21 protein-coding genes and 1 pseudogene are annotated in these 21366 nt (G+C 69.3%); 9 read left to right on the top strand and 13 right to left on the bottom strand.

Annotated features, from left to right (window positions below; all coding sequences use genetic code 11):
• Window positions 1-345: 345 nt before the first annotated feature.
• Window positions 346-876, top strand: coding sequence for a pentapeptide repeat-containing protein (locus ACWC09_RS49430; protein ID WP_450858497.1), 531 nt, complete (start codon window positions 346-348; stop codon window positions 874-876).
• 67 nt (window positions 877-943) lie between these two features.
• On the opposite strand, the gene ACWC09_RS49425 is transcribed toward ACWC09_RS49430, so the two are convergent.
• Genes ACWC09_RS49425 through ACWC09_RS49410 form a run of 4 tightly spaced genes read right to left on the bottom strand, consistent with a single transcriptional unit; the run spans window position 944 to window position 5511 of the window.
• Window positions 944-1708, bottom strand: a complete 765-nt coding sequence (locus tag ACWC09_RS49425; protein WP_450858496.1) for a TatD family hydrolase — start codon at window positions 1706-1708, stop codon at window positions 944-946.
• Window positions 1692-2963: a hypothetical protein gene (locus ACWC09_RS49420; RefSeq protein WP_450858494.1), complete on the bottom strand. Its 1272-nt coding sequence runs from the start codon at window positions 2961-2963 to the stop codon at window positions 1692-1694. The genes ACWC09_RS49425 and ACWC09_RS49420 overlap by 17 nt, the downstream gene beginning before the upstream one ends.
• Window positions 2960-3805 carry a hypothetical protein gene (locus ACWC09_RS49415; protein WP_450858492.1) on the bottom strand — a complete coding sequence of 282 codons (846 nt, stop codon included), beginning with the start codon at window positions 3803-3805 and terminating at the stop codon, window positions 2960-2962. The genes ACWC09_RS49420 and ACWC09_RS49415 overlap by 4 nt, the downstream gene beginning before the upstream one ends.
• Window positions 3805-5511, bottom strand: coding sequence for a KAP family P-loop NTPase fold protein (locus ACWC09_RS49410; protein ID WP_450858490.1), 1707 nt, complete (start codon window positions 5509-5511; stop codon window positions 3805-3807). Before ACWC09_RS49410 ends, ACWC09_RS49415 begins: the two co-directional genes overlap by 1 nt.
• Window positions 5512-5636: 125 nt before the next feature.
• Between ACWC09_RS49410 and ACWC09_RS49405 the strand changes: the two genes are divergently transcribed.
• Window positions 5637-6128 (top strand): hypothetical protein, encoded by a 492-nt coding sequence (locus ACWC09_RS49405; RefSeq protein WP_450858488.1) that lies wholly within the window; start codon window positions 5637-5639, stop codon window positions 6126-6128.
• A gap of 98 nt (window positions 6129-6226) precedes the next feature.
• Here ACWC09_RS49405 and ACWC09_RS49400 read toward each other — a convergent pair whose 3' ends face one another.
• From ACWC09_RS49400 to ACWC09_RS49380, 5 genes and pseudogenes are all read right to left on the bottom strand, one after another.
• Window positions 6227-7084 carry a hypothetical protein gene (locus tag ACWC09_RS49400; RefSeq protein ID WP_450858486.1) on the bottom strand — a complete coding sequence of 286 codons (858 nt, stop codon included), beginning with the start codon at window positions 7082-7084 and terminating at the stop codon, window positions 6227-6229.
• Window positions 7081-7797: a ParA family protein gene (locus tag ACWC09_RS49395; protein ID WP_450858485.1), complete on the bottom strand. Its 717-nt coding sequence runs from the start codon at window positions 7795-7797 to the stop codon at window positions 7081-7083. Before ACWC09_RS49395 ends, ACWC09_RS49400 begins: the two co-directional genes overlap by 4 nt.
• Before the next feature lie 178 nt (window positions 7798-7975).
• Window positions 7976-8560: a helix-turn-helix domain-containing protein gene (locus ACWC09_RS49390; protein ID WP_450858483.1), complete on the bottom strand. Its 585-nt coding sequence runs from the start codon at window positions 8558-8560 to the stop codon at window positions 7976-7978.
• Window positions 8542-10080, bottom strand: a complete 1539-nt coding sequence (locus ACWC09_RS49385) for a helix-turn-helix domain-containing protein (protein WP_450858481.1) — start codon at window positions 10078-10080, stop codon at window positions 8542-8544. The genes ACWC09_RS49390 and ACWC09_RS49385 overlap by 19 nt, the downstream gene beginning before the upstream one ends.
• Before the next feature lie 377 nt (window positions 10081-10457).
• Window positions 10458-10739: pseudogene (locus ACWC09_RS49380) on the bottom strand (uridine kinase); the annotation flags it as partial.
• Window positions 10740-10973: 234 nt separating this feature from the next.
• On the opposite strand from ACWC09_RS49380, the gene ACWC09_RS49375 reads away from it, so the two are divergent.
• The 4 genes from ACWC09_RS49375 to ACWC09_RS49360 all read left to right on the top strand — a co-directional run bounded on the left by ACWC09_RS49375 (window position 10974) and on the right by ACWC09_RS49360 (window position 14811).
• A complete protein-coding gene (locus ACWC09_RS49375; RefSeq protein WP_450858480.1) occupies window positions 10974-11312 on the top strand; it encodes a hypothetical protein in 339 nt (112 codons plus the stop codon).
• A gap of 42 nt (window positions 11313-11354) precedes the next feature.
• Window positions 11355-12050: a DUF2293 domain-containing protein gene (locus ACWC09_RS49370; protein ID WP_450858478.1), complete on the top strand. Its 696-nt coding sequence runs from the start codon at window positions 11355-11357 to the stop codon at window positions 12048-12050.
• A 607-nt stretch (window positions 12051-12657) separates the two neighbouring features.
• A complete protein-coding gene (locus ACWC09_RS49365) occupies window positions 12658-13137 on the top strand; it encodes an anthrone oxygenase family protein (protein WP_450858499.1) in 480 nt (159 codons plus the stop codon).
• Window positions 13138-13323: 186 nt separating this feature from the next.
• Window positions 13324-14811, top strand: a complete 1488-nt coding sequence (locus tag ACWC09_RS49360; RefSeq protein WP_450858476.1) for a glutamate synthase subunit beta — start codon at window positions 13324-13326, stop codon at window positions 14809-14811.
• Window positions 14812-14963: 152 nt separating this feature from the next.
• Here ACWC09_RS49360 and ACWC09_RS49355 read toward each other — a convergent pair whose 3' ends face one another.
• Window positions 14964-15500 carry a carboxymuconolactone decarboxylase family protein gene (locus ACWC09_RS49355; protein WP_450858474.1) on the bottom strand — a complete coding sequence of 179 codons (537 nt, stop codon included), beginning with the start codon at window positions 15498-15500 and terminating at the stop codon, window positions 14964-14966.
• Between the two features lie 47 nt (window positions 15501-15547).
• Here ACWC09_RS49355 and pdxR point away from each other — a divergent pair, with 47 nt between their 5' ends.
• On the top strand, window positions 15548-17041 hold the full coding sequence (pdxR, locus tag ACWC09_RS49350) for a MocR-like pyridoxine biosynthesis transcription factor PdxR (protein WP_450858472.1): 1494 nt from the start codon (window positions 15548-15550) through the stop codon (window positions 17039-17041).
• Window positions 17042-17575: 534 nt separating this feature from the next.
• Here the strand turns inward: pdxR and ACWC09_RS49345 are convergent.
• The 3 genes from ACWC09_RS49345 to ACWC09_RS49335 all read right to left on the bottom strand — a co-directional run bounded on the left by ACWC09_RS49345 (window position 17576) and on the right by ACWC09_RS49335 (window position 19561).
• Window positions 17576-18364, bottom strand: coding sequence for an SAM-dependent methyltransferase (locus ACWC09_RS49345; protein ID WP_450858470.1), 789 nt, complete (start codon window positions 18362-18364; stop codon window positions 17576-17578).
• 81 nt (window positions 18365-18445) lie between these two features.
• On the bottom strand, window positions 18446-18700 hold the full coding sequence (locus ACWC09_RS49340; RefSeq protein ID WP_356348655.1) for a DUF397 domain-containing protein: 255 nt from the start codon (window positions 18698-18700) through the stop codon (window positions 18446-18448).
• Window positions 18701-19561: a helix-turn-helix domain-containing protein gene (locus ACWC09_RS49335; protein WP_450858468.1), complete on the bottom strand. Its 861-nt coding sequence runs from the start codon at window positions 19559-19561 to the stop codon at window positions 18701-18703.
• Between the two features lie 229 nt (window positions 19562-19790).
• Here ACWC09_RS49335 and ACWC09_RS49330 point away from each other — a divergent pair, with 229 nt between their 5' ends.
• Window positions 19791-20513 carry an ATP-binding protein gene (locus ACWC09_RS49330; RefSeq protein ID WP_450858466.1) on the top strand — a complete coding sequence of 241 codons (723 nt, stop codon included), beginning with the start codon at window positions 19791-19793 and terminating at the stop codon, window positions 20511-20513.
• On the top strand, window positions 20510-20944 hold the full coding sequence (locus ACWC09_RS49325) for a hypothetical protein (protein WP_450858465.1): 435 nt from the start codon (window positions 20510-20512) through the stop codon (window positions 20942-20944). Before ACWC09_RS49330 ends, ACWC09_RS49325 begins: the two co-directional genes overlap by 4 nt.
• Window positions 20945-21366 lie beyond the last annotated feature (422 nt).

The following is a 21366-nucleotide window of genomic DNA, read 5'->3' as shown; positions in this document are numbered from 1 at the left end:
CAACTTCGCCCGAGCACGGTTCACTTCATGTGCGTCCACACCCTGACCATGCCCCCAAACAGCACCGCGAGACAGACCTAACGGAGCACTACTAGGCGTCTGACGCGTTGGGTGACAAGCGATGAATGGTCTGCCCTGGATAGTGCTGCTCGGGCGGCCGCGGTGGGCCAGTTCCGTCTCGCTGTCGTTCAGGTTGTCGCCGCTGTCGGGGCTGGCATCGCCCTGACCTATACGGCCCGTACGTTCCGACTCACTCGCCGCGGCCAAGTCACGGACCGCTTCACAAAGGCCCTGGAGCGGCTGAGTTCGAGCGAACCGTATGTGCGTCTCGGGGGAGTCCTGGCGATGGAGCAGATCGTTCAGGACGCACCGGATCAGGGCGATCATGCGGCGCGGGTACTCAATGCCTTCGTGCGAGAGCAGGCACCAGCCGCTGCAACAACGCAGGTTGCGGCGACGCAGCTGGCGAAAAAGCCAGACGAACAGGTGCAGGAAGCTCTGCGCGCGCTTACGGTGGCACGCTCTCGGCGCAGTGGCGGGCGTGCGCCTGTGGACTTGGCCCGTCTCCATCTGAGGAAGGCACAACTCGCGGACGCATATCTGAATGGTGCTCTGTTGGAGGGCACTACTCTCAGCGAAGCGAACCTGCGCGGTGCGCGGCTGAAGGGCGCCGAAGTCAAGAGCGCCGACCTCAGAGGGGCCGATCTTGAAGGCGCCGATCTCAAGGGCGCCGATCTGACCGATGCTGACCTTTCCTCGGCATTGGGTCTGAATGTCGCCCAGGTCCTTCAGGCCGAGACTCTGCTCGGGTGCAAGCTGCCCGATGCCCTTGCTGCAGACAGCAGAGTTGCCGAACGGGTCACCCCGAGTGAATGAACCGCGCCTCTCGTGAGCCTCTGCAGTCAGGCTGCCTCAGCGGGATGTGCCTCGGGGGCAGCGGGAGTCAGGCTTCCAGCGTCCAGTCTGCGATGGGCTCCGGCAAACGGTCCAGCACCTGGGTGCGGGTGGTCAATTCACGCAGGTTCTGCCAGAAACGGCGTCTGATCATCTGCGGTGTCGTGCTGTGTAGCTCGGCCAGACGTTGTTCGAGTCGGACGACAACTCCTGGACGGGTCGCACCGGTGGCCCGCCGACTGGCGGGAAAGTCAGTCTCGGGCAGCAGGCGTTGCATAGGGAGTGCGGCAAGGACTTCGTCTGGCATGGCGGCGTTCACCGAGAAGTAGGCACCTAGGCTGACGGCTTGCTTCTGCTCGGCGGGACTTCCGAGGAACCAGTGCAGGATGATCCCCGGGTGCGGGTGACTGGTGAGCAGGTCCATGAGTGGGCCGGTGCGCCCGCTGCTGTGCAGAGAGAGTATGACAGGTTCGTCGCGCGCAGCGGCGAGGATCTGGGTGAGGACGGATCGCTGCATTTCGAAGTTGCCGCGTCGGTCGAGTCCGACCTCTCCGATGAGACAGGTCTGCTGCAGTGTGGTGCGGAACTGCTGTGTGCTGAAGGTCTTAAGGGCGGTGGGCACCGCTGGATGTACACCGGTGCCCCAGACCAAGGTGGTGTCCCGGCGTCGGATGGCATGGCTGGTCTCGGCCGGTGTGCGGGACATCGCGAATACAACGGCCCCGTTCAGTGCCTTGACCTGAGGGGCTGTCACGTCAGGCGCAATATGGGCGTGGCAGTCCAGCGCAGGCAGTTCGTTAGGGAAGAGGGACACGGCTCAGTTCCTGAAGGCCGCGCTGACACAGGTCCACGACGGCGTCGAAGTCGGTCTCGGGAGGCAAATCACCCACGGCGAGGATATCTATCTCGTCGATGCCGCGGAGGACGGCCTGCTGAACATCCAGAACGTCTCTGCGGCGGCGCCTGAGCAGCGACTCCCGCGCAGAACCTGCAAGATGCTCGACGAGGTAGATGGTGGAGTCCTGGCGAGCGCCGACGGTGAACGAACCCCGGCGCACCAGACAGGCCACGCACAGCCCGCAGTTGAAGTTGGCGTTGCCACCTAGGTAGCGGGCTCCGTCGAGTTTGCCACACGACACTGTCGCGGCGGCCACGGCAAGGATCGCGTCACCGACTCGGTCGTGAGCCCGTTCCAGTAGTTCTCCCTTGGTGCAGTGAAGATAGGGATTGGCGACCGTGACGGGGATGTCCACGGCGGTCAGGAGCGCGTTGAGGCGGCTGAAGGTTCCTGGGTGGGTGGACCGGGTGGTCAGGGTGCCCCCGCGGGCCGTGGTCAGCGGCGGATTGATGCTCGTGAAACCGTTCTCCGGCACCGTGACCTGTGGACTTGAGACGGTGGCCGCGGTCGCGGCTGCGAGCGCGGCGAACAGCAGGCTCCGGCTTCGCGAGGTGGGTTCACCAGGGGTGCCGTTCTGGCGGATCTTGATGCTGTGGTGCCGCAGGCGATGAGAGGTGTGGCTTCGCAGCCAGGATCCGGCGGTGGTCTGTGCACGGCGTACCGCGGTGCCGCCGTCATGGTGGCTGAGGTGGATCCGTGCCGTTCCGTCCGGAAGGTGGTCGACGGCGCCGCACAGCGAGTCGAGACCGCCGCTGAGAAGCATCACGTCGTCGGCTGGTGGGACGGGCGTGAGGGTCCGGTCGGTGGGGGTGGCGGGCACGGCGTGCAGATGCCAGACATCACCGGTGAGCCAGTGCAGGAGCTCTTCGGTGAGCTCGCCGGGTGCGCTGTTCCAGGGTTCGGGATTGACCGTGTGGGCAGTGAGTTCGATGGTCCTGACGAAGGTGGTGGGACGGGGGGTTCTGCGGTCGGCGAGATACGCCGAGGCGGCGATGCGGACCAGGTCGGCGGCGGCCACAGGGACAGGGCCGATCAGGTCGAGGTCCCATCCGAGAGTGCCGGCCACCTCCGGGGTGGGGCTGTTGGCTGAGGTGCGGGCCCAGTGCAGGGGTATGGCGGAGTGGTCATGCTGTCGAGCGTCCTGCGGCAGTACTTCGATGGCCGTGGTCATGAGCGTCGTGCGCGGAGCATGCGCAGTGCCTCCCCGGTCACCTCGGCTGCTGTTGCGGTGAACTCCCGCACGGTCATGCGTCGCGTGTCGGGCACGTCGATCTGTTTGAGGCGGCGCTCCAGCCAGGAGCGGACCAGTCGTTGTTTTCCGATCGCTTCCTGCGCGGTGAGGTTGCCTTCGGCCTTTTGCGACCCGAGCTCGACCAGGGACAGTTCGTAGATCCATTCGATGACGAGTCCTCGCAAGGCGTCCTGTTGTACGGGTGGTTCAGGATCGACGAGGACGGCTTTGACATATCTAGTGGCAGCCTTGCGTAGAGCAGCCTCGTCGGGGTGGCCCGCATCGCCGAGGACTGCCTGCAGGATGCGGGAGACCTGCGCGAGCGGGCGCAGGCTGCGCAGTTCGGTGAGATCCAGGCCGAGTTCTTGCAGCCGGGCGGCGTCACCGTTACGTAGCGCGTAGGCGCCGGCCAGGGCAGCAGCGCCGCGGGCAGAGCCTTTGATGACTTGGCGTCGTGATCCTGCGCCGGCTCTTCCGGTGGGTACGCGTGTCCCCCCGACACCTCCTCCTCCCCCGCCGCCGCTGCCCCGGGGGGAGGTCAGCAGGGCGGAGAGCGGATATCCGGTGGCAGGTGGGCTTCCGTGGTCCGCGTCATCTTTGTGCAGCGCCGTGGACAGCGCGCTGACGAGGTTGTCGAGGAGCTGCTGCTGACCAGCCGTGGTGTCGGGCGGGTCGTGGTGGCCGGTGCCGGAGGGCGAGGAGCTGGGCAGAGCGTCGAAGGCGTCATGGGCTTGCTTCCAGTCCGCGCTGCCGCTGCCTCCGTAGGAACCGGAAGTACCCATCAGCCCTTCCGCTCCACCGTGACCTGCGCGATTGCCTGGGTCTCCGGTTCAATGTCGGTAGCATTGGCCAGCCGGGGAATCAGCGCCTGCAGTTCCTCGACGCCGCTGTTGTCCATGTCGACGATGGCGCCAGGCCCGAGGTATTTACGGATCTCCCACAGTCCCTGTGCGACAGCTGAACGCAGCTGGGGAGTGTGGATCGCGATGTGCGCAAGTGATTCGGCCAGCGGGTCGGTTTCACTCTCCCGGCGCGCCCGCTGAACCAGCGCATCGACGACAGCCTGTTGGTCGGCGATCAGCGCGGCCACGATCTCGACCTGGGCATCACGTCGGTGAGGTTCGGAGGCACTGGCCAGGTCGCCCACCCAGGTGAGCTGTTGCTGAGTCAAGGAGGCTGCGGCGGTGAGGCTGACGAGGGATGCGGCCAGACTCAGATAGGGACCGATCGGAGCGATGGTCAGGTCAGGGTCGGATTCGGCCCATTCCTTGCTGTCCTCAGTGACCTCGGCAGGCTTGTCCTTCTGTTCGCCCCGCCCCCAGGCCTGCCAGCGTTCTAGAAGCTCGACACGCTGAGCCTCCTGAAGGCGGACGAGAGTCTCGAAGTCCTTGGCGTGGCTGTCTTCCAGCAGCATGAGCTTGGCGATCACCGAGGGGTCGATGTTGATGCCGTGCCGTTCAGCAATCCGAGTACGGAGCGCGAACGCGTTGAGGAACCTCTTGATGCTGCGAGGGCTTCCCGAGCGGTGTGCGGCCAGACCTGCCGCGAAGCGGCTGGCCAGCCCCAGAGTGACGGCGTCGGGCACCCACGGCAACTCCTGCATGTCGGCCAGGACGGGTGAGCGTCCTAGAGCGCGACGTTGCTGCGCGTGCGTGACCAACTGCCTGTAGTGGTCTTCCTGTTCGCAGCGACGTTGAGAGAGCAGAAGAGCGATGAAGGCGCCTGCTTCGTCCGTGCTGATGCGCGGCAGCGACAGCGGCAGTTGGACAATCTTCTCCAGATAGCGGAGCGCGAACTGGTCACCCCGCCCTGTGGCGTCAAGGCTGACAGCAATGGACTCCCGCACCATCTCCTGATCGGCCGCCAAGACGAAGGCCACCTTCTTGACCGACAGGAACAACTTGATGGCTTCCAGGGTGGCCATCACTGCATCCGGCAGGCATCGGTCGAGGTCGTCCACCAGGACGACCAGACGCTTTAGAGACCCCAGGCCCTGCAGCAGCTTGGCGAACTCACTGCGGAATCCTGCCAGGTTCTTCGCGTCCTCCCTCGGCTGGGGAGTGAACGCTTTGACAAGGTCTGCGGTCTGAGCCACCAGTTGGCCGCGGGCCATGCTGGCCGCGACACGTGCCCAACTGATGCGCTCCAGAAGCCCTTTAACCGGACCCTCAAGCTTCTCCTGATCTTCCGGGTAGGCGGTCAGCAGGTCCTGCAGGACTTCACCGACGACGGCGCCGCGCACGTCGAACTGGTCGTCGAACTCCCACGGATCGAGGCGGATGACGCGATAACCGTCCTCCTTTTCCAACGCACTCTTCAGGAGGCCCAGGACGGTGGATTTCCCTCCGCCCCATGGAGCGTTGATCCCAATAGTCACGGGGTCCAGAGACGGCGACTGCAGGGCAGCAACAACAGTCTCGACGATTGAGGTGAACCCCAGGAGGTCATCCGTGGTGGGATTGTCGTCCCACAATTGCAGTTCGCTCATCAGATGCCCCCCGGCAGGCCGATCCTCACGCTCTCCGTCTCGCCTCGTCAGCCGGGCAGACCTCAACGAGCCGAACGGCAGCTAGAGCAGCGCCGCCACGGCAGCGGGCCTAGGTGTTCGAACGCATGCAGAAGACTCTGATATCAGCATCACTGCACATCATCTTCATCAGGACCATGCTTATCACAGCGCTGATGTGGCCCCAGGACGCGACACGCCGCCCGGCACTGTGCTGCAGTGGCAGATGTCCCGAATTTCTTCTGCTGTGCGACGGCAGGTCACGGAACTTCTGTCCCCTATGTTTTGCGGGGAGGCGGGTAACCCTTTGCGCGGAGCCAGGTGTCGATGGCCAGAGCCACGATGTCTCCATGCGGTACGCCGGTGTCGGCGTTGTAGCGGCGGATCCGGCGCTGGAGTTGGAGGACTTCGGGGACGGCGTGGTTGAGCTGTCCGCGTTTGGTGTGCCGGTTCCTGATGACCTCCAGAGTGTCCGGATGCGGCGTAAGAGCGTCGTCGGCTGGCTGAACCTCGACGTCGAGCGCATCGGCGATTTCCCGCAGTCGTCGGGCGTAAGGGGAGTGATTGGGCACGAGAGCTGCTCCGGTCAGTCCGGCTAGGCGGATAGCTATCCGCCTACTGGGCTATTGGGATAGTCGGCACGCGGGGCGGCCGCGCCGGGCCTGGGGGGCGGCCGCCTCGCGCGTGACAGGCGGGTTCAGAAGCCGCGGGCGGTGAGCCACTCGTCCAGCGCGACCGAGACGATGTCGCCGATGGGCAGGTGGTCGAGTTCGTTGTCCAGCGCGAAGCGTTTGATCCGCTTCTTCAGTCTCAGCGCGGCGGGGACCGACGAGTCGAGACTCTCGCGCGCGATGATGCGCTGGTTAAGGACGACGGCGGCCTCGGGGACGTCCTTGGGACGGCCGGGACCGTGAGCGTACGGCGTTCCCTCGCTGGGCGACTCCTGCGCTCGCACGGCCTGTTCCTGGTGAGGCCCCGGGACATCGGTCCTCACCGGAAACGCCGTACCGCCCGGCACCGGAGAGACGGCTGGACGAACGGCAACCTCAGCGGTCGGCGACAGCCCAGCGGCCTTGGGGATGGCGTGGGACAGACCGGCCTGCGGATCCTGCTCGATCAGCTGCGTGGACTGAGCCGTGGGCTCGGCGGCGGGGGACATGAACTGCTCATGCCCCTGCGTCGAATACCCAGGGGGAACCGGCTGCACTGCGGGCGCTCCTGCGGCCGGGTGAACCGGCTGGGCAGACGGGGCCTGGACGGGGCCGCTAGGTACGGCGTCGCCGGTCGGCGGGGCCTGGGGCTGCGGCACCTTGGCGATCGTCCCGGTCGGCTCACCCTTCGCCCCAGTCTCAACGGGGGCCGTGGAACGCGGGGCCTGGGACGCGTCGGCCGCGGGACGGCCTTCGTCCTGGGCAGCGGCTTGTTCGGCGGCGAACTGCTCGGGCGTGAGCTCGGCGGCCGGCGGAGGGGGCGGCGGGGTCGTCTTCTTGGCCCCGCCCAGGGCCCGACCGGTGCGGCGGGCCGGAGGCTTCGGCCTCTCGTTCTTCACGCTCATGCCTCGGTCAGCTCCTTCATCAGCTCGGCGTACTCGCTCAGTTCGGTCGGGATCTCGCCGAAGGCCTCCATGTAGTGCACCCAGGAGTGGATGGTGGTCTCGGCGAGCGGGAACGCCTCGTCGCGGTCGGGGCCGATCCCCTCGCCCTGGGCGGGGTCGAGGAGCTGGTCCTTTGCCCGACTGGGCAGGCTGGTGCGGTCGTCGGCCTTGACCATCACGACGTGGGCGGTGACACCCTGCTCGTTGCGGGCGGCGGCACGCTCGGCCTCGTCGAAGGTGGCGACGAGCTTGCGGCGCTCGATCTTGGTGGGCGCGACCGGCACGAGCAGCAGGTTCGCCTCGGTAACAGCCTCATGGAAGATCCGGGCGCTGCCGCCGCCGGCGTCGACCACGATCGCACCGAACTCGGCGCGCTTGACCCGGATGTACTCGGCGATGTCGTCGAACGGGTACCGCTCGACCACCAGGTTGGCGGGAATCTCGAAGCCCGCGGCCTGGGCGACCTTGAACCAGTCGTAGGCGGACTGGCTGGTCGCGTCCGCGTCCAGCAGCAACGTGGGCAGGCCGAGGACGACGGCGTAATAGAGGGCGATGAACCAGGCGGAGGTGGTCTTGCCGGTACCGCCCTTGAGCATGCCGACGACAATGACGAAGGCGTCCCAGGCGCTTGCTGTGGCCGCGGCCAGGGTCTTGGTACGGGTGTTCTCACTCACGTGTGCTTGATCTCCTGAATCTGTAAAGGCTTGTTGACTTGGGCGCGTCGGCAAGAAGGCCGACGTCGATGGCGGCTGACTGCCGACGAAGGAGGGGCCCGAGCAGCGCTGTATTCGGGATGTCGCGTCGTGGGTCCCGTGATCTTCCGGTCCCGGCCGGGGATACGTGCGGGGGCGCTCATGAGCCCTTCTTCGGGGTGCGGGCGGGGCCGTGGTTGTGCTGGGGCCGCATGTGGGTGCCTGCCTGGTGCAGGAGCCGATAGACGGTGGCGACGGAGTAGCTGCACTCCTCGGCGAGTTCCGGCACCGTGGCGCCGGCCTCGTACCGCGCGCGGAGGGACGCCGCGAGCTTCTTTCGCCGTGCGGTATCGGCTGCGGAGCGGATGCGGAGGGTCTGCTGGGTGGTGCGCGGAGTGCCCCCGGCCTCGATCAGCAGCCGCCGTGCGGCACGCCTGGTCACGGACCCCACCGCGGCCAACTCCGCGAGCGTGGCGCCGTGCTGCTCGTAGAGGCGGCGCAGACGAGCCGCGAGATTGCGGCGGGCCTGCCCGTCGCGCATCCGGCGCGTCTGCCACGAGGTGCGCATCACGGTCCCGGCCTCGCGCAGACGATTGAGGACCGTGCCGTACGACAACCCGCTCGCGGCAACGAGTTCAGTGACCGTGGCACCGGACTCGTACCGCTCACGCAGGCCTTGAGGGGTGACCGATGCGTTCTCGGCCTCGGCGGGTGGTGGTTGTGGGTTCACGTGTCGGAGTTCCATTCCCTGAGGGCTTCGGCATGGGCAGCGGCCAGTTCGTCGTAACTGCGCTGGTCATAAGGGGTGATGAGGATCAGTCGGCCGTCGGTGGCGAGGCGCCAGTCGGCGGCAGGCCTGCCGGTGACCGGGTCGAGGACGCTTCCGCCGGGGCTCTGCCATGCGGACGGGATCTCGTCGGGCCGGGGTGCCGGGATCAGGACCTGGCGCCCGTCGCGGATGATCACGACGGCTTTGCTGCGGTGTTCCGCGCGCCGGTCCAGCACCTCCCGGTACGCCGCCCGCTCGACCGCATGCAGCCTCCTGCGGCGGAGGGCGACGCCCGCCGTGCCGTAGAACTGGGCGATGCCGTCCCAGCCCTGTGCCGGCCGTGCGCCCGGTTCCGTGGCGGGATCCAGAGGGCTGGTGCCGAAGCCCTCCACGGCGCGGGGAGCGAGGGTCCAGGTCTCGCCGTCGTGCTGCACGAGACCGTGCTCGGCCAGGCGCCGCAAGGTCCGGTAGGCAGTGGCACGGGACACGGAGGCCGTACCGACAAGATCGCCGACCGTCTGAGCAGGCCGGACGTGCAGCGCCCCGATGATCACGAGGGCGGAGCTGCCGAGGCCGCGGTGGGCGAAGGCGTCGTGGCCCATCAGGCGGGCGATGACGGTGGAGTCGATGTCAGCCGTCACGACCGTCTCAGGGGTGGTCCACTCCTCAAGTGCCAGGTCGGGGGGGTACTGAGTGGTCCACAAACGAGACAGCGAACCGCAGCCACGACTCCCACCAGTGCGGCCGTGGTCGAGGTACCAGGTGGAGCCCTCCCGGCCATGACCGACCCGCAAACGACGCAGCCAGCCCCCAGGCTTGAGGACCGTCTCGTAGACCACGCGCAGCGTCGTCCGCGAGATCCCGGCTTCCTCCGCGGTCTGCCGCTCGCTGGCGTGATGCAGCGGACCACCGGCAATCTCGGCGAAGCTCAGATGCGCCCGCAGCACCCGCAGCGCGGTCCGTCCCCGCTCGCCACGCCAAGGCGTGGTCTCGATGCGGTCCCGCAGCGCGGCCAGGACCTCGAAGGCGTTATGACGTGAGTCCAGAACTCGGGTTCCGGCGACCACAGCCGAGGCGCTGGCCCACACCCGGCGGATGTAGTCCAGGGCCCGCGCCTGCCCCGAGCGCAAGGCGATGTGCCGGGCGTGCCGACCACCCTCGTGGTCAGGGTGCAGCAGCAACCGGGTCAGCTCGTCGATGCTGCCGCCGGCCCGGGCGACATGGCAGGCGATCGCCGCCGTGACGCGGTGCCCGTGGCCGGCAGCGCCCTCCCGGTCCTGGCGCACGACCACGCTGCGGCCATCGGAGCCGAGCCTGCTGTAACTGCCCGCCGCATAACGGCCGGTGAGATCCCCGAGCAGGACGAGCTCGGCCGCAGCCGGACGAAGCCGGTGAAGGCCCAGTCCGCCGAACGGGTGAAGGGTCTGCCGCTGTGGTTCTGCCTGATGACTGTGGTGTGGCACGGTGAGGTCGTCTCGCAAAGACAAGGGCGCCACCCAGGCCCGCTAAAACCACGGGTGATGCCCGGAACCGACCTCCAATCGGTGCCAGGGAAGCCTCCAGGATTGCCCGTCCTGGGGGTCTTCTTATGCCCGGCGCCGTGCGGAGGCAGGCGTCCCCATCGCAGCTCGCCCCAGGTCGAATCGGAGAACCGTCGAGAGGGCCACTCCTGATCGACATCGGCCAACTCGGGTTGCCCAGAAGCGAGTTGCAGAGGGATCGCCTCTGACTGCCTCCGAGCGGCCCGGGTCGAACCGGGGTCGAATCAGAGCGTTTCCCTCTGACTGCCTCCGATCGCCTCTGCAACCCGTCCTAGCAGGTCACAGCCGATTTGACCTTCATAAGTCCAGGTCAGAGCGATGCACCGAAATTACCAGCCGTTGTAATAGGCCTCCACGTCCTGGTGGCCGTACTCCAGGCGGACCGAGGCCGGGCGCAGGAAGCCCTCCACGCCGACGACCAGCGAGGGGCGGCCGCGTATGCGCAGGGACTCGGCCACGCGTTCGGCGAGGTCCCCGGGGTGGGCCGCCGGGGCGCCGTCGAAGGCGATGCGGGGCCAGGGGCTGCCGTCGGCGGGCTTGAGGTCGAGCAGTCGTTCGGCCAGGAGGTCGCCGAGCCGGTCCCAGGTGATCGCTTCGAGTCGCACAGGGCCCATGATGCGTCAGTCGCCGGTCAGGATGCGTGCCGGTCCAGGGCTTCCTCGTGGGTGCGGCGGGCGGCCGGACCCGGGGTTCGTCTCGCTGGATCCGGAGTTCTTCGTCAAGGTGACGGACGCGTTGCTGGGCGGGCTGGCCGAGGCAGAGAGGCGACGGCTCGTCGTCGTGGGGCTGTTCGCCGGCCTTCTCGGGGCGGACGGGCGGCCGGTGATGGACGATCCGGTGGCGTCCCCGTGCCGGAGATACGGCCGTTCGCGCCGGCGCACACGGCCGGGCTGCGGCGGCTGTGGGAGCAGGGCGACGGCGACCCCGTCGACTGGGTGACGCTCACGCCGGGCGGCCGGCTGGAGGAGGGTGCGCCGCGTACCGGGCGGCACCGGTTCGGGGGTGAGCGGGTGCCCGAGGGCGGCTCGGTGTTGTCGTACGCGGATCTCGCGGTGGCCGTGGTTCGACGAGATCCGGACACCGACGCGGCACCGTACGCGGGTGTCGGTGGTGCGGACGGAGGGGTGACGGAGGTGATCGGAGCGCAGGAGCCCGGGGCGGAGGTGCGTGTGGTGCGAAGGGCGTGATTTCGGGTGGTCCGGTGGACCGGGCGGGGGAAGGAATCACCTATGGCACAGCTCGCAGCGTCCTCGGCCCGCACCGGACTTCTCGTGATCCAGCCGCTGAGAAGACGGCACTGCGGGGAGTGTCACTCGGGGCCGCTCGCGCTGCTCGTGCTCGAGGAAGGGGCACCACGGTGTCTCGACTGTGCCGACCTGGGGCATCTGGTGTTCCTGCCGCGCGGCGACACGGCGCTGACGCGGCGCTCGCGGGAGGAGAGTGCGCTGTCGGCGGTCGTGGTGCGGTTCAACCGGCGCAAGGGGCGCTATGAGCGGCAGGGCGTCCTGGTCGAGGAGGCGGGGCTGAGCCGGGCCGAGGAACGGTGTCTCGCGGACGCGGAGGCGCGGAGGCGGCGGCGGTTGCGGGACGCGAAGTGGCGGGCCTCGGAGGATGTCCGGTTCTCGGAGGCGTTCGCGGCGGAGATACGGCGGCTGTTTCCCGGGTGTCCCGAGGAGCGGGCGCGGGATGTTGCGGGGCATGCGTCGGTGCGGGGCAGTGGGCGGGTGGGGCGGAGCGCGGCGGGGCGGGCGCTGTCGGAGGGGGCGGTGGTGTCGGCGGTGGTGGCGTCCGTGCGGCATCTGGAGACGCCGTACGACCAGTTGCTGATGAGCGGAGTGCCTCGGCATGAGGCTCGGCGGCGGATCAGGTCGGGGGTGGAGGCGGTGCTGCGGGGGTGGCGGGACGAAGGGGCGGATGTCGGCTGAGGGGGAGGGCGCGGGTGCGGGTGCGGGGAGGCGGGTCCGGGGTCACGGCCGTTCGGCACCGCCGGAACACGCCGTCGGGGTTGCTCGCCATTGCGGCGGACTCAAGGGACCGGCAGAGGAGAGGAGCCGACGGAAGAGGGGCGACCGGCAGAGAAGAGGAGCCGACGGAAAAAGGGAGACCGGCAGAGAAGAGGAGCCGACGGAAAAACGGCGAGTGGCAGAAAAGAGGAACCGGGCCGAAAACCAGCGACCGGCCGAAGACGAGGCACCGGCGGAAGAAAAGAAACCGGTGGACGAAAGAAACCGGTGGACGAAAGAGACCGGCGGAAGAAAGGAGACCCGTGGACGAAGAGAGACCGGTGGGGAGAAGAGGGCGGGGCTGCTTGTTGTCGCGGTGGGATTGAGCGACCGGCCGGGACTAGGGCACGGGCGGAAGGGGCGGCCGAGGTGACTGCTGGGCGTTCGCCAGTGCGCCCACGTTCCTCCGGACGCTCGCGTATGTGCCTGCGTTCTTCGGCCATGGGCGCCGGGCGACGGCGGGGTTTTGCTGGTCGGGGCGGGAGGTGCCGGGGAAGGGCTCGGCCGAATACGGGGAGTTGGTGTGGGCGTGATCGATGGGCCGTACTTGTGGTTGACCGTGTTGGGGGTGCTCGGGACCGGGCTGGTGGCCGGGGTGTTCTGTGGGTTCTCGACGTTCGTGATGAGAGGGCTGGCCGCGCTGCCGCCGGCGCAGGGCGTGGCCGCGATGAACGCGATCAATGTGACGGCGGTGATGCCGGCGTTCATGATCGTGTTCGTGGGGTCGGCGGTGCTGTGCGCGGTGATCGGTGTGGTGACGTTCGTACTGTGGCCCGACGACGGGAAGGTGGAGCTGCTGATGGGCAGCGTGCTGTACCTCTTCGGCTGCTTCGGCGTGACCATGGTCGCGAACGTGCCGCGCAACGACGCGCTGCTCAGGCTGGACCCGGGCACCGCGGAGGCGGCCGCGTACTGGCCGACGTATGTGCGCGAGTGGACGTTCTGGAACCATGTCCGGATGGTCGCCTCGGCCGGTTCGGCGGTGGCGTATGTGCTGGCGATCACCTGACGGGGCCTGCGAGGGCACTGAGCGGACGCTGAGAGGTTTCGGGGCTGCGCTGGGCGAACGCTGAGAAGGACGGGCGGAAAGCGCTGTCCATCCCCTCTGCACGGGTGGCCGGTACGTCGTATCGTGGCCGAAAGAGTGCCGCCCGATGACGCTCGGCCTGCCCACGCGTACGCAAGGAAGACGCCCATGGCCGATCCCAAGGGATTCATGACCACGCCTCGCCTGGACTGGCCCCGCCGGCCGGTCGAGGAGCGGGTCCGGGACTGGGACGAGGTGTACGTCCCCGGCGCGCTGCTGCCCATCATCACCAAGCAGGCCGATCGCTGCATGGACTGCGGCATACCGTTCTGCCACGACGCCTGTCCGCTCGGCAATCTGATCCCCGAGTGGAACGACCTGGTCAGCCGGGACGACTGGCGGCAGGCGGCGGACCGGCTGCACGCCACGAACAACTTCCCCGAGTTCACCGGGCGGTTGTGCCCGGCGCCGTGCGAGGCGGGCTGCGTGCTGGCCATCAACCAGCCCGCGGTCACCATCAAGAACGTCGAGGTGGCCATCGCCGACAAGGCCTGGGAGCTGGGCTTCGCGCCGCCGCGGCCGCCGGACCGGCTGTCCGGGCGGACGGTCGCGGTGATCGGATCGGGGCCGACCGGCCTTGCGGCGGCGCAGCAGCTGACGCGGGCGGGGCACACCGTCGCCGTGTACGAGAAGGACGACCGGCTCGGTGGGCTGATGCGGTACGGCATCCCGGAGTTCAAGATGGAGAAGCACCATCTGGAGCGGCGGATCGAGCAGATGCGGGCCGAGGGGACGAAGTTCCGTACGTCCACGGTGGTCGGGCGGGATGTGGGGGCCGCCGAGTTGCGGGCGCGGTACGACGCGGTGGTGATCGCGACCGGGGCGACGGCGTGGCGTGAACTGCCCGTACCCGGGCGGCAGTTGGCAGGCATACATCAGGCGATGGAGTATCTGCCGCTGGCCAACCGGGTGCGCGAGGGGGATCTGGAGAGTTCGCCGATGTCGGCCGCCGGGAAACATGTCGTGATCGTGGGCGGCGGTGACACCGGGGCGGACTGTCTGGGGACGGCGGTGCGTGAACGGGCCGCGTCCGTCACGCAGTTGGACATCTACGCGCAGCCGGAGGCGGAGCGGGACGAGGACATGGAGCCCTGGCCGACGTATCCGAAGATCTACCGGCTGTCCGCCGCGCACGAGGAGGCACGTGATCTGGAGACGGCGCCGGCGGCGGACGCGGACGCGCGGCTGTTCGCCGCGTCGACGCTCCGGTTCGAGGGCGACGAGAGCGGGCACGTACGGTCGTTGCACCTGGTCGAGGTCGACCCCGCCCGGCAGCCGGTGTCGGGGACCGGGCGGACGCTGCCCGCCGACCTCGTGCTGCTCGCGCTCGGGTTCTCCGGCCCGGACCGGGAGGACGGTCTCATCGACCAGCTGGGGTTGGTGATGGAGGCGGGCGGGACGATCACGCGGGATGCCGAGTTCGCGACGAACGTCCCCGGGGTGTTCGCCGCCGGGGACGCTGCGCGGGGGCAGTCGCTGATCGTGTGGGCGATTGCCGAGGGGCGGGCGGTGGCGGCGGCCGTCGACCGTCATCTGACGGGGAGTTCGAGGCTGCCGGCGCCGATCGGTCCCTACGACAGGCCGATGACCGTGTAGGGACTCGTGGTCGCGCAGATTTCGACACCGCCGGGACCGGCCGTCGTGGCGCAGAGCCGTCGTGACGCAGCGCCGTCGTGGCGGATTCACGTGACCGGCAGAGAGAAGAGGCAACGGCAGCCAGGCAGGACGGGCGCGAGAAGGGCGCAGGGTCAGCGGCGGCGCTCGTCCGTGCCCGCCACCTTCCCTGTCGAGAGCGCCACCCTGTTCCATGTGTTGATCGTGAAGATCAGGCCGAGGACGTGGGCCAGTTGCTCCTCGGTGAAGTGGGCAGCCGCCTCGGCGTAGACCTCGTCCGGGACACCTCCGTCGGACACCAGGGTCACCGCCTCCGTCAGGGCGAGGGCCGCCTGTTCCTGCTCGGTGAAGAAGTGGCGGGCCTCGCGCCAGACGGCGACCATGTGCAGCCGGTCCTCGCTCTCGCCGGCCTTGCGGGCGTCGTTCGTGTGCATGTGGAGGCAGTACGCGCAGTGGTTGAGGTGCGAGGCGCGGATCTGGATCAGTTCGACCAGGCTCGGGGCGAGGCCCTCGCGGGCGGCGGCGTCGAAGCCGATGAGGGCACGGAAGACCTTCGGGGCGGACTTCGCGAAGTCGAGGCGCGTGCGGGGGGCGACGGGGGCTGCGTCCGTCGTGTCCGTCGTTTCCGGCGTGTTCGTCGTGTGCGTCGTGTGCGTCGTGTTCGTCGTCATGCAGTTCAAACTACGGGGGTGAAAGACCCGTTGTAGGGTGCATTTCCATGGCAGAATCGTGGGTCAATTCCGCGGAGCGGATCGGGGCCGACCTGCATCTGGAGCTGTCCGTGACGGGCGGGCGGCGGGCCGCGCTCATCGCGGCGCTGCGGGAGGCCGTGCGCAGTGGACGGCTCGCTCCCGGCACCCGGCTGCCGCCGTACCGCTCCCTCGCCGCCGATCTCGGTGTCGCACGCAACACGGTGGCCGACGCATACGCGGAGCTCGTCGCGGAGGGGTGGCTGACCGCGCGGCAGGGGTCGGGGACGAGGGTCGCCGAGCGGGCCGAGCCGCTGCGGCACGCCGGGCGAGGCGTCGCGAACACACCGCCACGCGCGCGTGCACGAAGTGCGTCTCCACACGCGCGTGCCCGCAGGACACCCCTGGAGACCCACCCGAAGACGCCCCCGCACCACGACCTCCGCCAGGGCACCCCGGACGCCTCCGCCTTCCCGCGCGCGACCTGGCTGACCTCCTACCGGCGGGCCCTTCAGCAGGCGCCCAACGAGGTGTTCGGGCCCGGTGATCCCGCCGGACGCGTCGAGTTGCGGGAGGCACTCGCGGAGTATCTGGCACGCGCGCGTGGGGTGCGGACCGCGCCGGACCGGATCGTGGTCTGCTCCGGGTTCGCGCACGGGCTGCGGCTGTTGTTCGGTGGTGGCGTACTGCGCGGGCCGCTGGCCGTAGAGGCGTACGGGCTGCCGTTCCACAGGGAGCTGCTCGCGGGAGCGGGCGTACGGACCGTACCGCTGCCGATCGACGAACACGGAGCGCACGTCGACCGGTTGGGGCGGGAGCGAGCCGTACTGCTCACGCCCGCGCACCAGTTCCCGACCGGAGGTCCGCTGCACGCCGAGCGCCGGGCCGCGGTGATCGACTGGGCACGCGCGCGAGGTGGTGTGGTTCTGGAGGACGACTACGACGGGGAGTTCCGCTACGACCGCAAGCCCGTCGGTGCCCTCCAGGGGCTCGACCCCGAGCGGGTGATCCTGCTGGGCTCGGTCAGCAAGAGCCTGTCGCCGGCCGTGCGGCTGGGGTGGATGGTGCTGCCGGAGCGGTACGTCGGCGCGGTGCTCGCGGCCAAGGGCGAGCGGGAGGCGTGGGCGAGCGTCCTCGATCAGCTGAGCCTCGCCGACTTCGTCGCCAGTGGGGCGTACGACCGTCACGTACGGCGCATGCGGCAGCTGTACCGGCGTCGGCGCGACCGCCTCGTGGCCGCGCTCGCCACGCACGCGCCGCACATCGAGGTCACCGGTGTCGCGGCGGGCCTGCACGCGGTGCTGCGGCTGCCGCCCGGCACCGAGAGGTCCGCCGTCAAGGCGGCGGCCTGGCAGGGGATCGCGCTGGACGGGCTGGCCGGGTTCCGGCATCCGGAGACGGCGAGCATGGAGGCCTACGACGGTCTGGTCGTGGGGTACGCGACACCGTCGGAGCATGCGTACGGGGCGGCGTTGGAAGCGTTGTGCGGGGCGCTGCCGCCGGAGGCGGGCTCGCCGGAGTGAGGGGCGGGTGCCGGCCTCGCACCTGGCACCGGCGCCGTCTCCCGCCGCCCGACTCCCGCCTCCGACCGCCGCACTTGGTGAGGAAACGGCGCCTGCCACCGCCGTACGCGCCCGTCGGCGTGGTCGCCTCCCGGTCACGAAATCCACCGGGAGGCGACGGGAAAGGGTGCTGACGAGTTCTCCGGGGGCAGTGCGGTGCCCCTCGTCGTACGGTCGTCCTCGGCGCAGGAGGACACTCAGGAGTCCTGGTCGGCGGGGCAGTTCGCGTCCGTGCTGGATGTGCGGGGGTGGCGGGAGTTCCGCACGGCGGTACGGGCCGCGCTCGCCTCGGCGCGACCTGATCAGGTGCGGCAGATTCTCGACGAGGAAACGCCGACGGCGGCCGTTCGGCGAAATCTCGCCGTCGGGCCGCCGTCGATCGAGCAGAGCTGCTACGCGCTCAGTCTCGGACCCGGCCGGGTCGAACACCCACCGCCGGCGGTGGAGACAGAGCGCCTTGAGACAGAGCGCCTTGAGACAGAGCGGCTTGAACAGCTACCGCTTCCGCCCCACCGCCCCGTACCCCGGAATCACCCCGTCGTCCTGCCCCGGCACCGGCTCCCCCAGCTCGGGATGCCACAGCTGCGGCACCTCGACGCCGGGTTCGACCATTTCGAGGCCGTCGAAGAAGCGGGTGAACTCCTCGCGGGGGCGCAGTGCCAGGGTGACGCCGGCCGCCTTGAGCTTCGCGACGGCCGCCGCCGATTCCTCGGGAGTGAAGTCCGCGGTGGCGTGGCTGACCACCAGGTAGCTGCCGGACGGGAGTTCGGACAGCAGGCGGCCCACCAGCTCGTGCGCGCCGTCCTCGTCGGAGACGAAGTGGAGGAGCGCGATGAGGGAGAGGGCGACCGGACGGGTGAAGTCCAGGATTTTCCGGGCGCCTTGAAGGATGGCGTCCGGGTCGCGGACGTCGGCCTGGAGGTACTCCGTCACACCCTCATCCGTGCCCCGCAGCAATCCGGCGGCGTGGGCGAGGACGATCGGGTCGTTGTCGCAGTAGACGACCCGGGTGTCGGGCGCGATCTCCTGGGCGACCTGGTGGAGGTTCGGCTCGGTGGGTATGCCGGTGCCGATGTCCAGGAACTGCCGTACGCCCTGCCCCGCGAGCCAGCGCGTGGCGCGGTGCATGAAGGCCCGGTTGACTCGTGCCATCACCGGTACGCGCGGGTCGAGGGCGAGCATCTGCCGGCCCATCGCCTCGTCCACGGGGTAGTTGTCCCTGCCGCCGAGATACCAGTCGTACATCCGCGCCGGATGCGGCTTGCTGGTGTCGATCTCAACCATTAATTGATCAACCATCAATTCAGTACCAAAGAAGGGAAGTTGCACAGCAGGGAAGGTGAGCGAGCATGTCGGACCATCGCGTCACGACAGCAGGAAGTCGGCCTCCCCCGCCTTGGCGCCCTCGATGAACGCCGTCATCTCGTCGGTGGTGTAGATCAGCGCGGGGCCGTCCGGGTCGGTGGACTGACGGACGGCGATCCGGCCGTCGGCGAGCTTCATGGCCTCCAGGCAGTTGCCGCCGTTGCCGCCGCTCCAGGGCTTGTGCCAGCCCTCGCTGCCCAACTCCCGTGCGGGCATGCCGTTGTAGACGTGTTTGCGCGCCTTGATGCGATCCATTCACAGCTCCTTGCGGAGATCCCGGAGGATCTCTGTCGTGCGTTGTGCCGTAGCGGCCTGCGCCGCCATGCGGTCCATGACCTCGAGGTGGGTCGCCACCTCGGCGCGCGCGTCCAGGTAGACGGCGCCGGTCAGGTACTCGCTGTAGACCATGTCCGGCAGTTCTGACATGGCAAATCGGAACAGCACGAAGGGCCCGTAGGTACCGGGGTGCGGGCCGTTCAGGAACGGCGCGACCTGCAGCGTCACGTTGGGCAGCCTCGTGGCCTCGAGCAGCTTGTCGATCTGGGCACGCATCACCTCCGGGCCGCCGACGGGGCGGCGCAGCGCGGTCTCGTCGAACACGGCCCAGAATCGGGGCGCGTCGGGACGGGTGAGCAGTTCCTGGCGTTGTATGCGCAGGGCGACATGGCGCTCGATGTCTTCCGGCCGGGTCTGGCCGATGGCGCCCGACTTCAGCACTCCGCGCGCGTAGTACTCGGTCTGCAGCAGGCCGGGGAGGAAGTGCGGATCGTAGGAGCGGATGAGGGAGGCCGCACCCTCCAGGCTGACGTACATGGAGAACCAGCCGGGCAGGATGTCGTGGAACCGCTGCCACCAGCCCGGCTTGTTGGCCTCCTCGGCCAGCCGTACGAAGGTCTCGGCCTCCTCGTCGGAAACGCCGTAGGACTTCAACAGCAGTTGCAGGTACGGGATTTTGAGGGCGACCTCGGCCATCTCCATACGGCGGACGGTGGCGGGGGCGACGCGCAGGACCCTGGCGGCCTCCTCGCGCTTGAGGCCCGCGCGTTCCCGCAGGTCCAGCAGGCGTCGGCCGAGGACGACCTGACCGACCGTCGGCGCGGACCGCGGCTCGCTCACCCTCCACCTCCCACCGACCGCCGTAATCCCGAATGCATGCTGACAGCCATACGGCGCCATTCGAAGACCTATTCGAAGATCCGTACGGTTCCGTACCCGATCTGCGGTGATCTCAACTGGCGCCGCTCGACGTGCTGTTGCGAGCAGTGTGCCACGGCCTTCCACAACGTCACACCGCACTCTGCAATTTTCAGAGTGACACTTGCCAAGTGTTCACGCCGGGGCGATAGTGGCAAGCGTGATTCCGTCCGCGCCCTTAGGAACAGACGCCGCCGGAGGCCGCCGCAACGGCCACGGCGCTGCCGCGGGAGCAGGCCCCGACCGGGCCGCTGCCGAGCGCCGGTTCCGGTTCGAGCTGGCCGCACACCCGGGCTCTCCAGCGCAGGCCAGACGCCTGACGCGAGCCCGGCTGAACGGCTGGTCGGTGTGCGAGGACATCTGCGACACAGCCCTCCTGGTGGTCACCGAACTGGTCACCAACGCCCTCGTGCACACCGCGAGCAGCCTCATAGTCTGCGAGCTGCACGACGGCGCGGACCTGGTGCGGATAGCCGTGCGTGACGAGGGCTGTGCGCCGGGTGCGCCCCACCCGTCGCGGGCCCGGCCCGAGGAGGAGCACGGGAGGGGACTGCTTCTCATCGACGCCCTCTGTCACGCGTGGGGCGCCCATGAACACGGCCCCGGACTGCTGGTCTGGGCGGAGCTGCCACGCCAGGCGGACGAGCCCCAGCACGCCTGCGGGCCCTGCACGATCGGGCTCTCGACACCGGTCGGGGCGCCCGCGAGAGCGAACGAGCCGTACAACGACCTGGGGTGGGGAGCCCGCCCCAAGCCGGGACCGGCCGGCGACTCGGGGGACGGCGACGAGGCGGACGGACAGCACGGGACGCGAGGCACGGGGGCCGTGGGGGTCTCCCCGGCCGAGCCGACCCGGGACAGGGGGCGGGGGTGAGAGCCGCGTCCGGCGGCCAGGTCCTGAACCTGGACACGTTGGTCCGCCTCAAGCGCGGGCTGCAGGGCGCGGGCAGGCCCCGGAGGCTTCCCGTCCCCGACGGGATGACGGCCCCGCTGGGCTGCGACGCGGTGGCGGTACCGGCCCGCTTCGGCCCGCTGGTGATGCCCCGGCTGCCACGCGTGGGGTGCGTCTACGCCGATGAGGCGCACTGGTGGTGGCTCGTCCCGTCCGACTCCGACTACGCCCTCGAGTGGCCGGCCCCCGCCCAGTACGCCGCCGGGGCGATTGTTCCGGACGCCCCGGCGGTCCCCGGCCTGATCCACAAGCCGGACGGCACGCTCCCGTACACCCCGCCGATCCCGCTCTACCTGGCCCTGTGCCGGGTGACGGGAACGACGCCCACCTGGTCACGCCCGGTCATCGCATAGCCGCACGGCCACGATGGTTGCGTAAACATCCGGCTGCGGTCGGGCTGCGCCCCGGGGGGCCGACCGACTCCCACCGGGGCTGCCGCAGGGCGTACGCGCCCCTCCCGCCCGGCTCCGGCCGCGCCTGCCGGACGGCGGCACCCCGCTGTCGATCCGGCTCTCGCCCAGCCGCCGCAGGGCGTACGCGCCCCTCCCGCCCGGCTCCGGCCGCGCCTGCCGGAGGACTTGCACCGCGTGCCGGCCCGGCTTTCGCCCAGCCGCCGCAGAGCGTACGCGCCCCTCCCGCCCGGCTCCGGCCGCGTCTGCCGGAGGACTTGCACCGCGTGCCGGCCCGGCTTTCGCCCAGCCGCCGCAGGGCAGCCGAACCCCTGCCGTCCGGCTCCGGCCGCGTCTGCCGGACGGCGGCACCCCGCTGCCGGTCC

The sequence above is a fragment of the Streptomyces sp. NPDC001617 genome (assembly GCF_053596855.1).
This window is presented reverse-complemented; position numbering and strand designations above follow the sequence as displayed.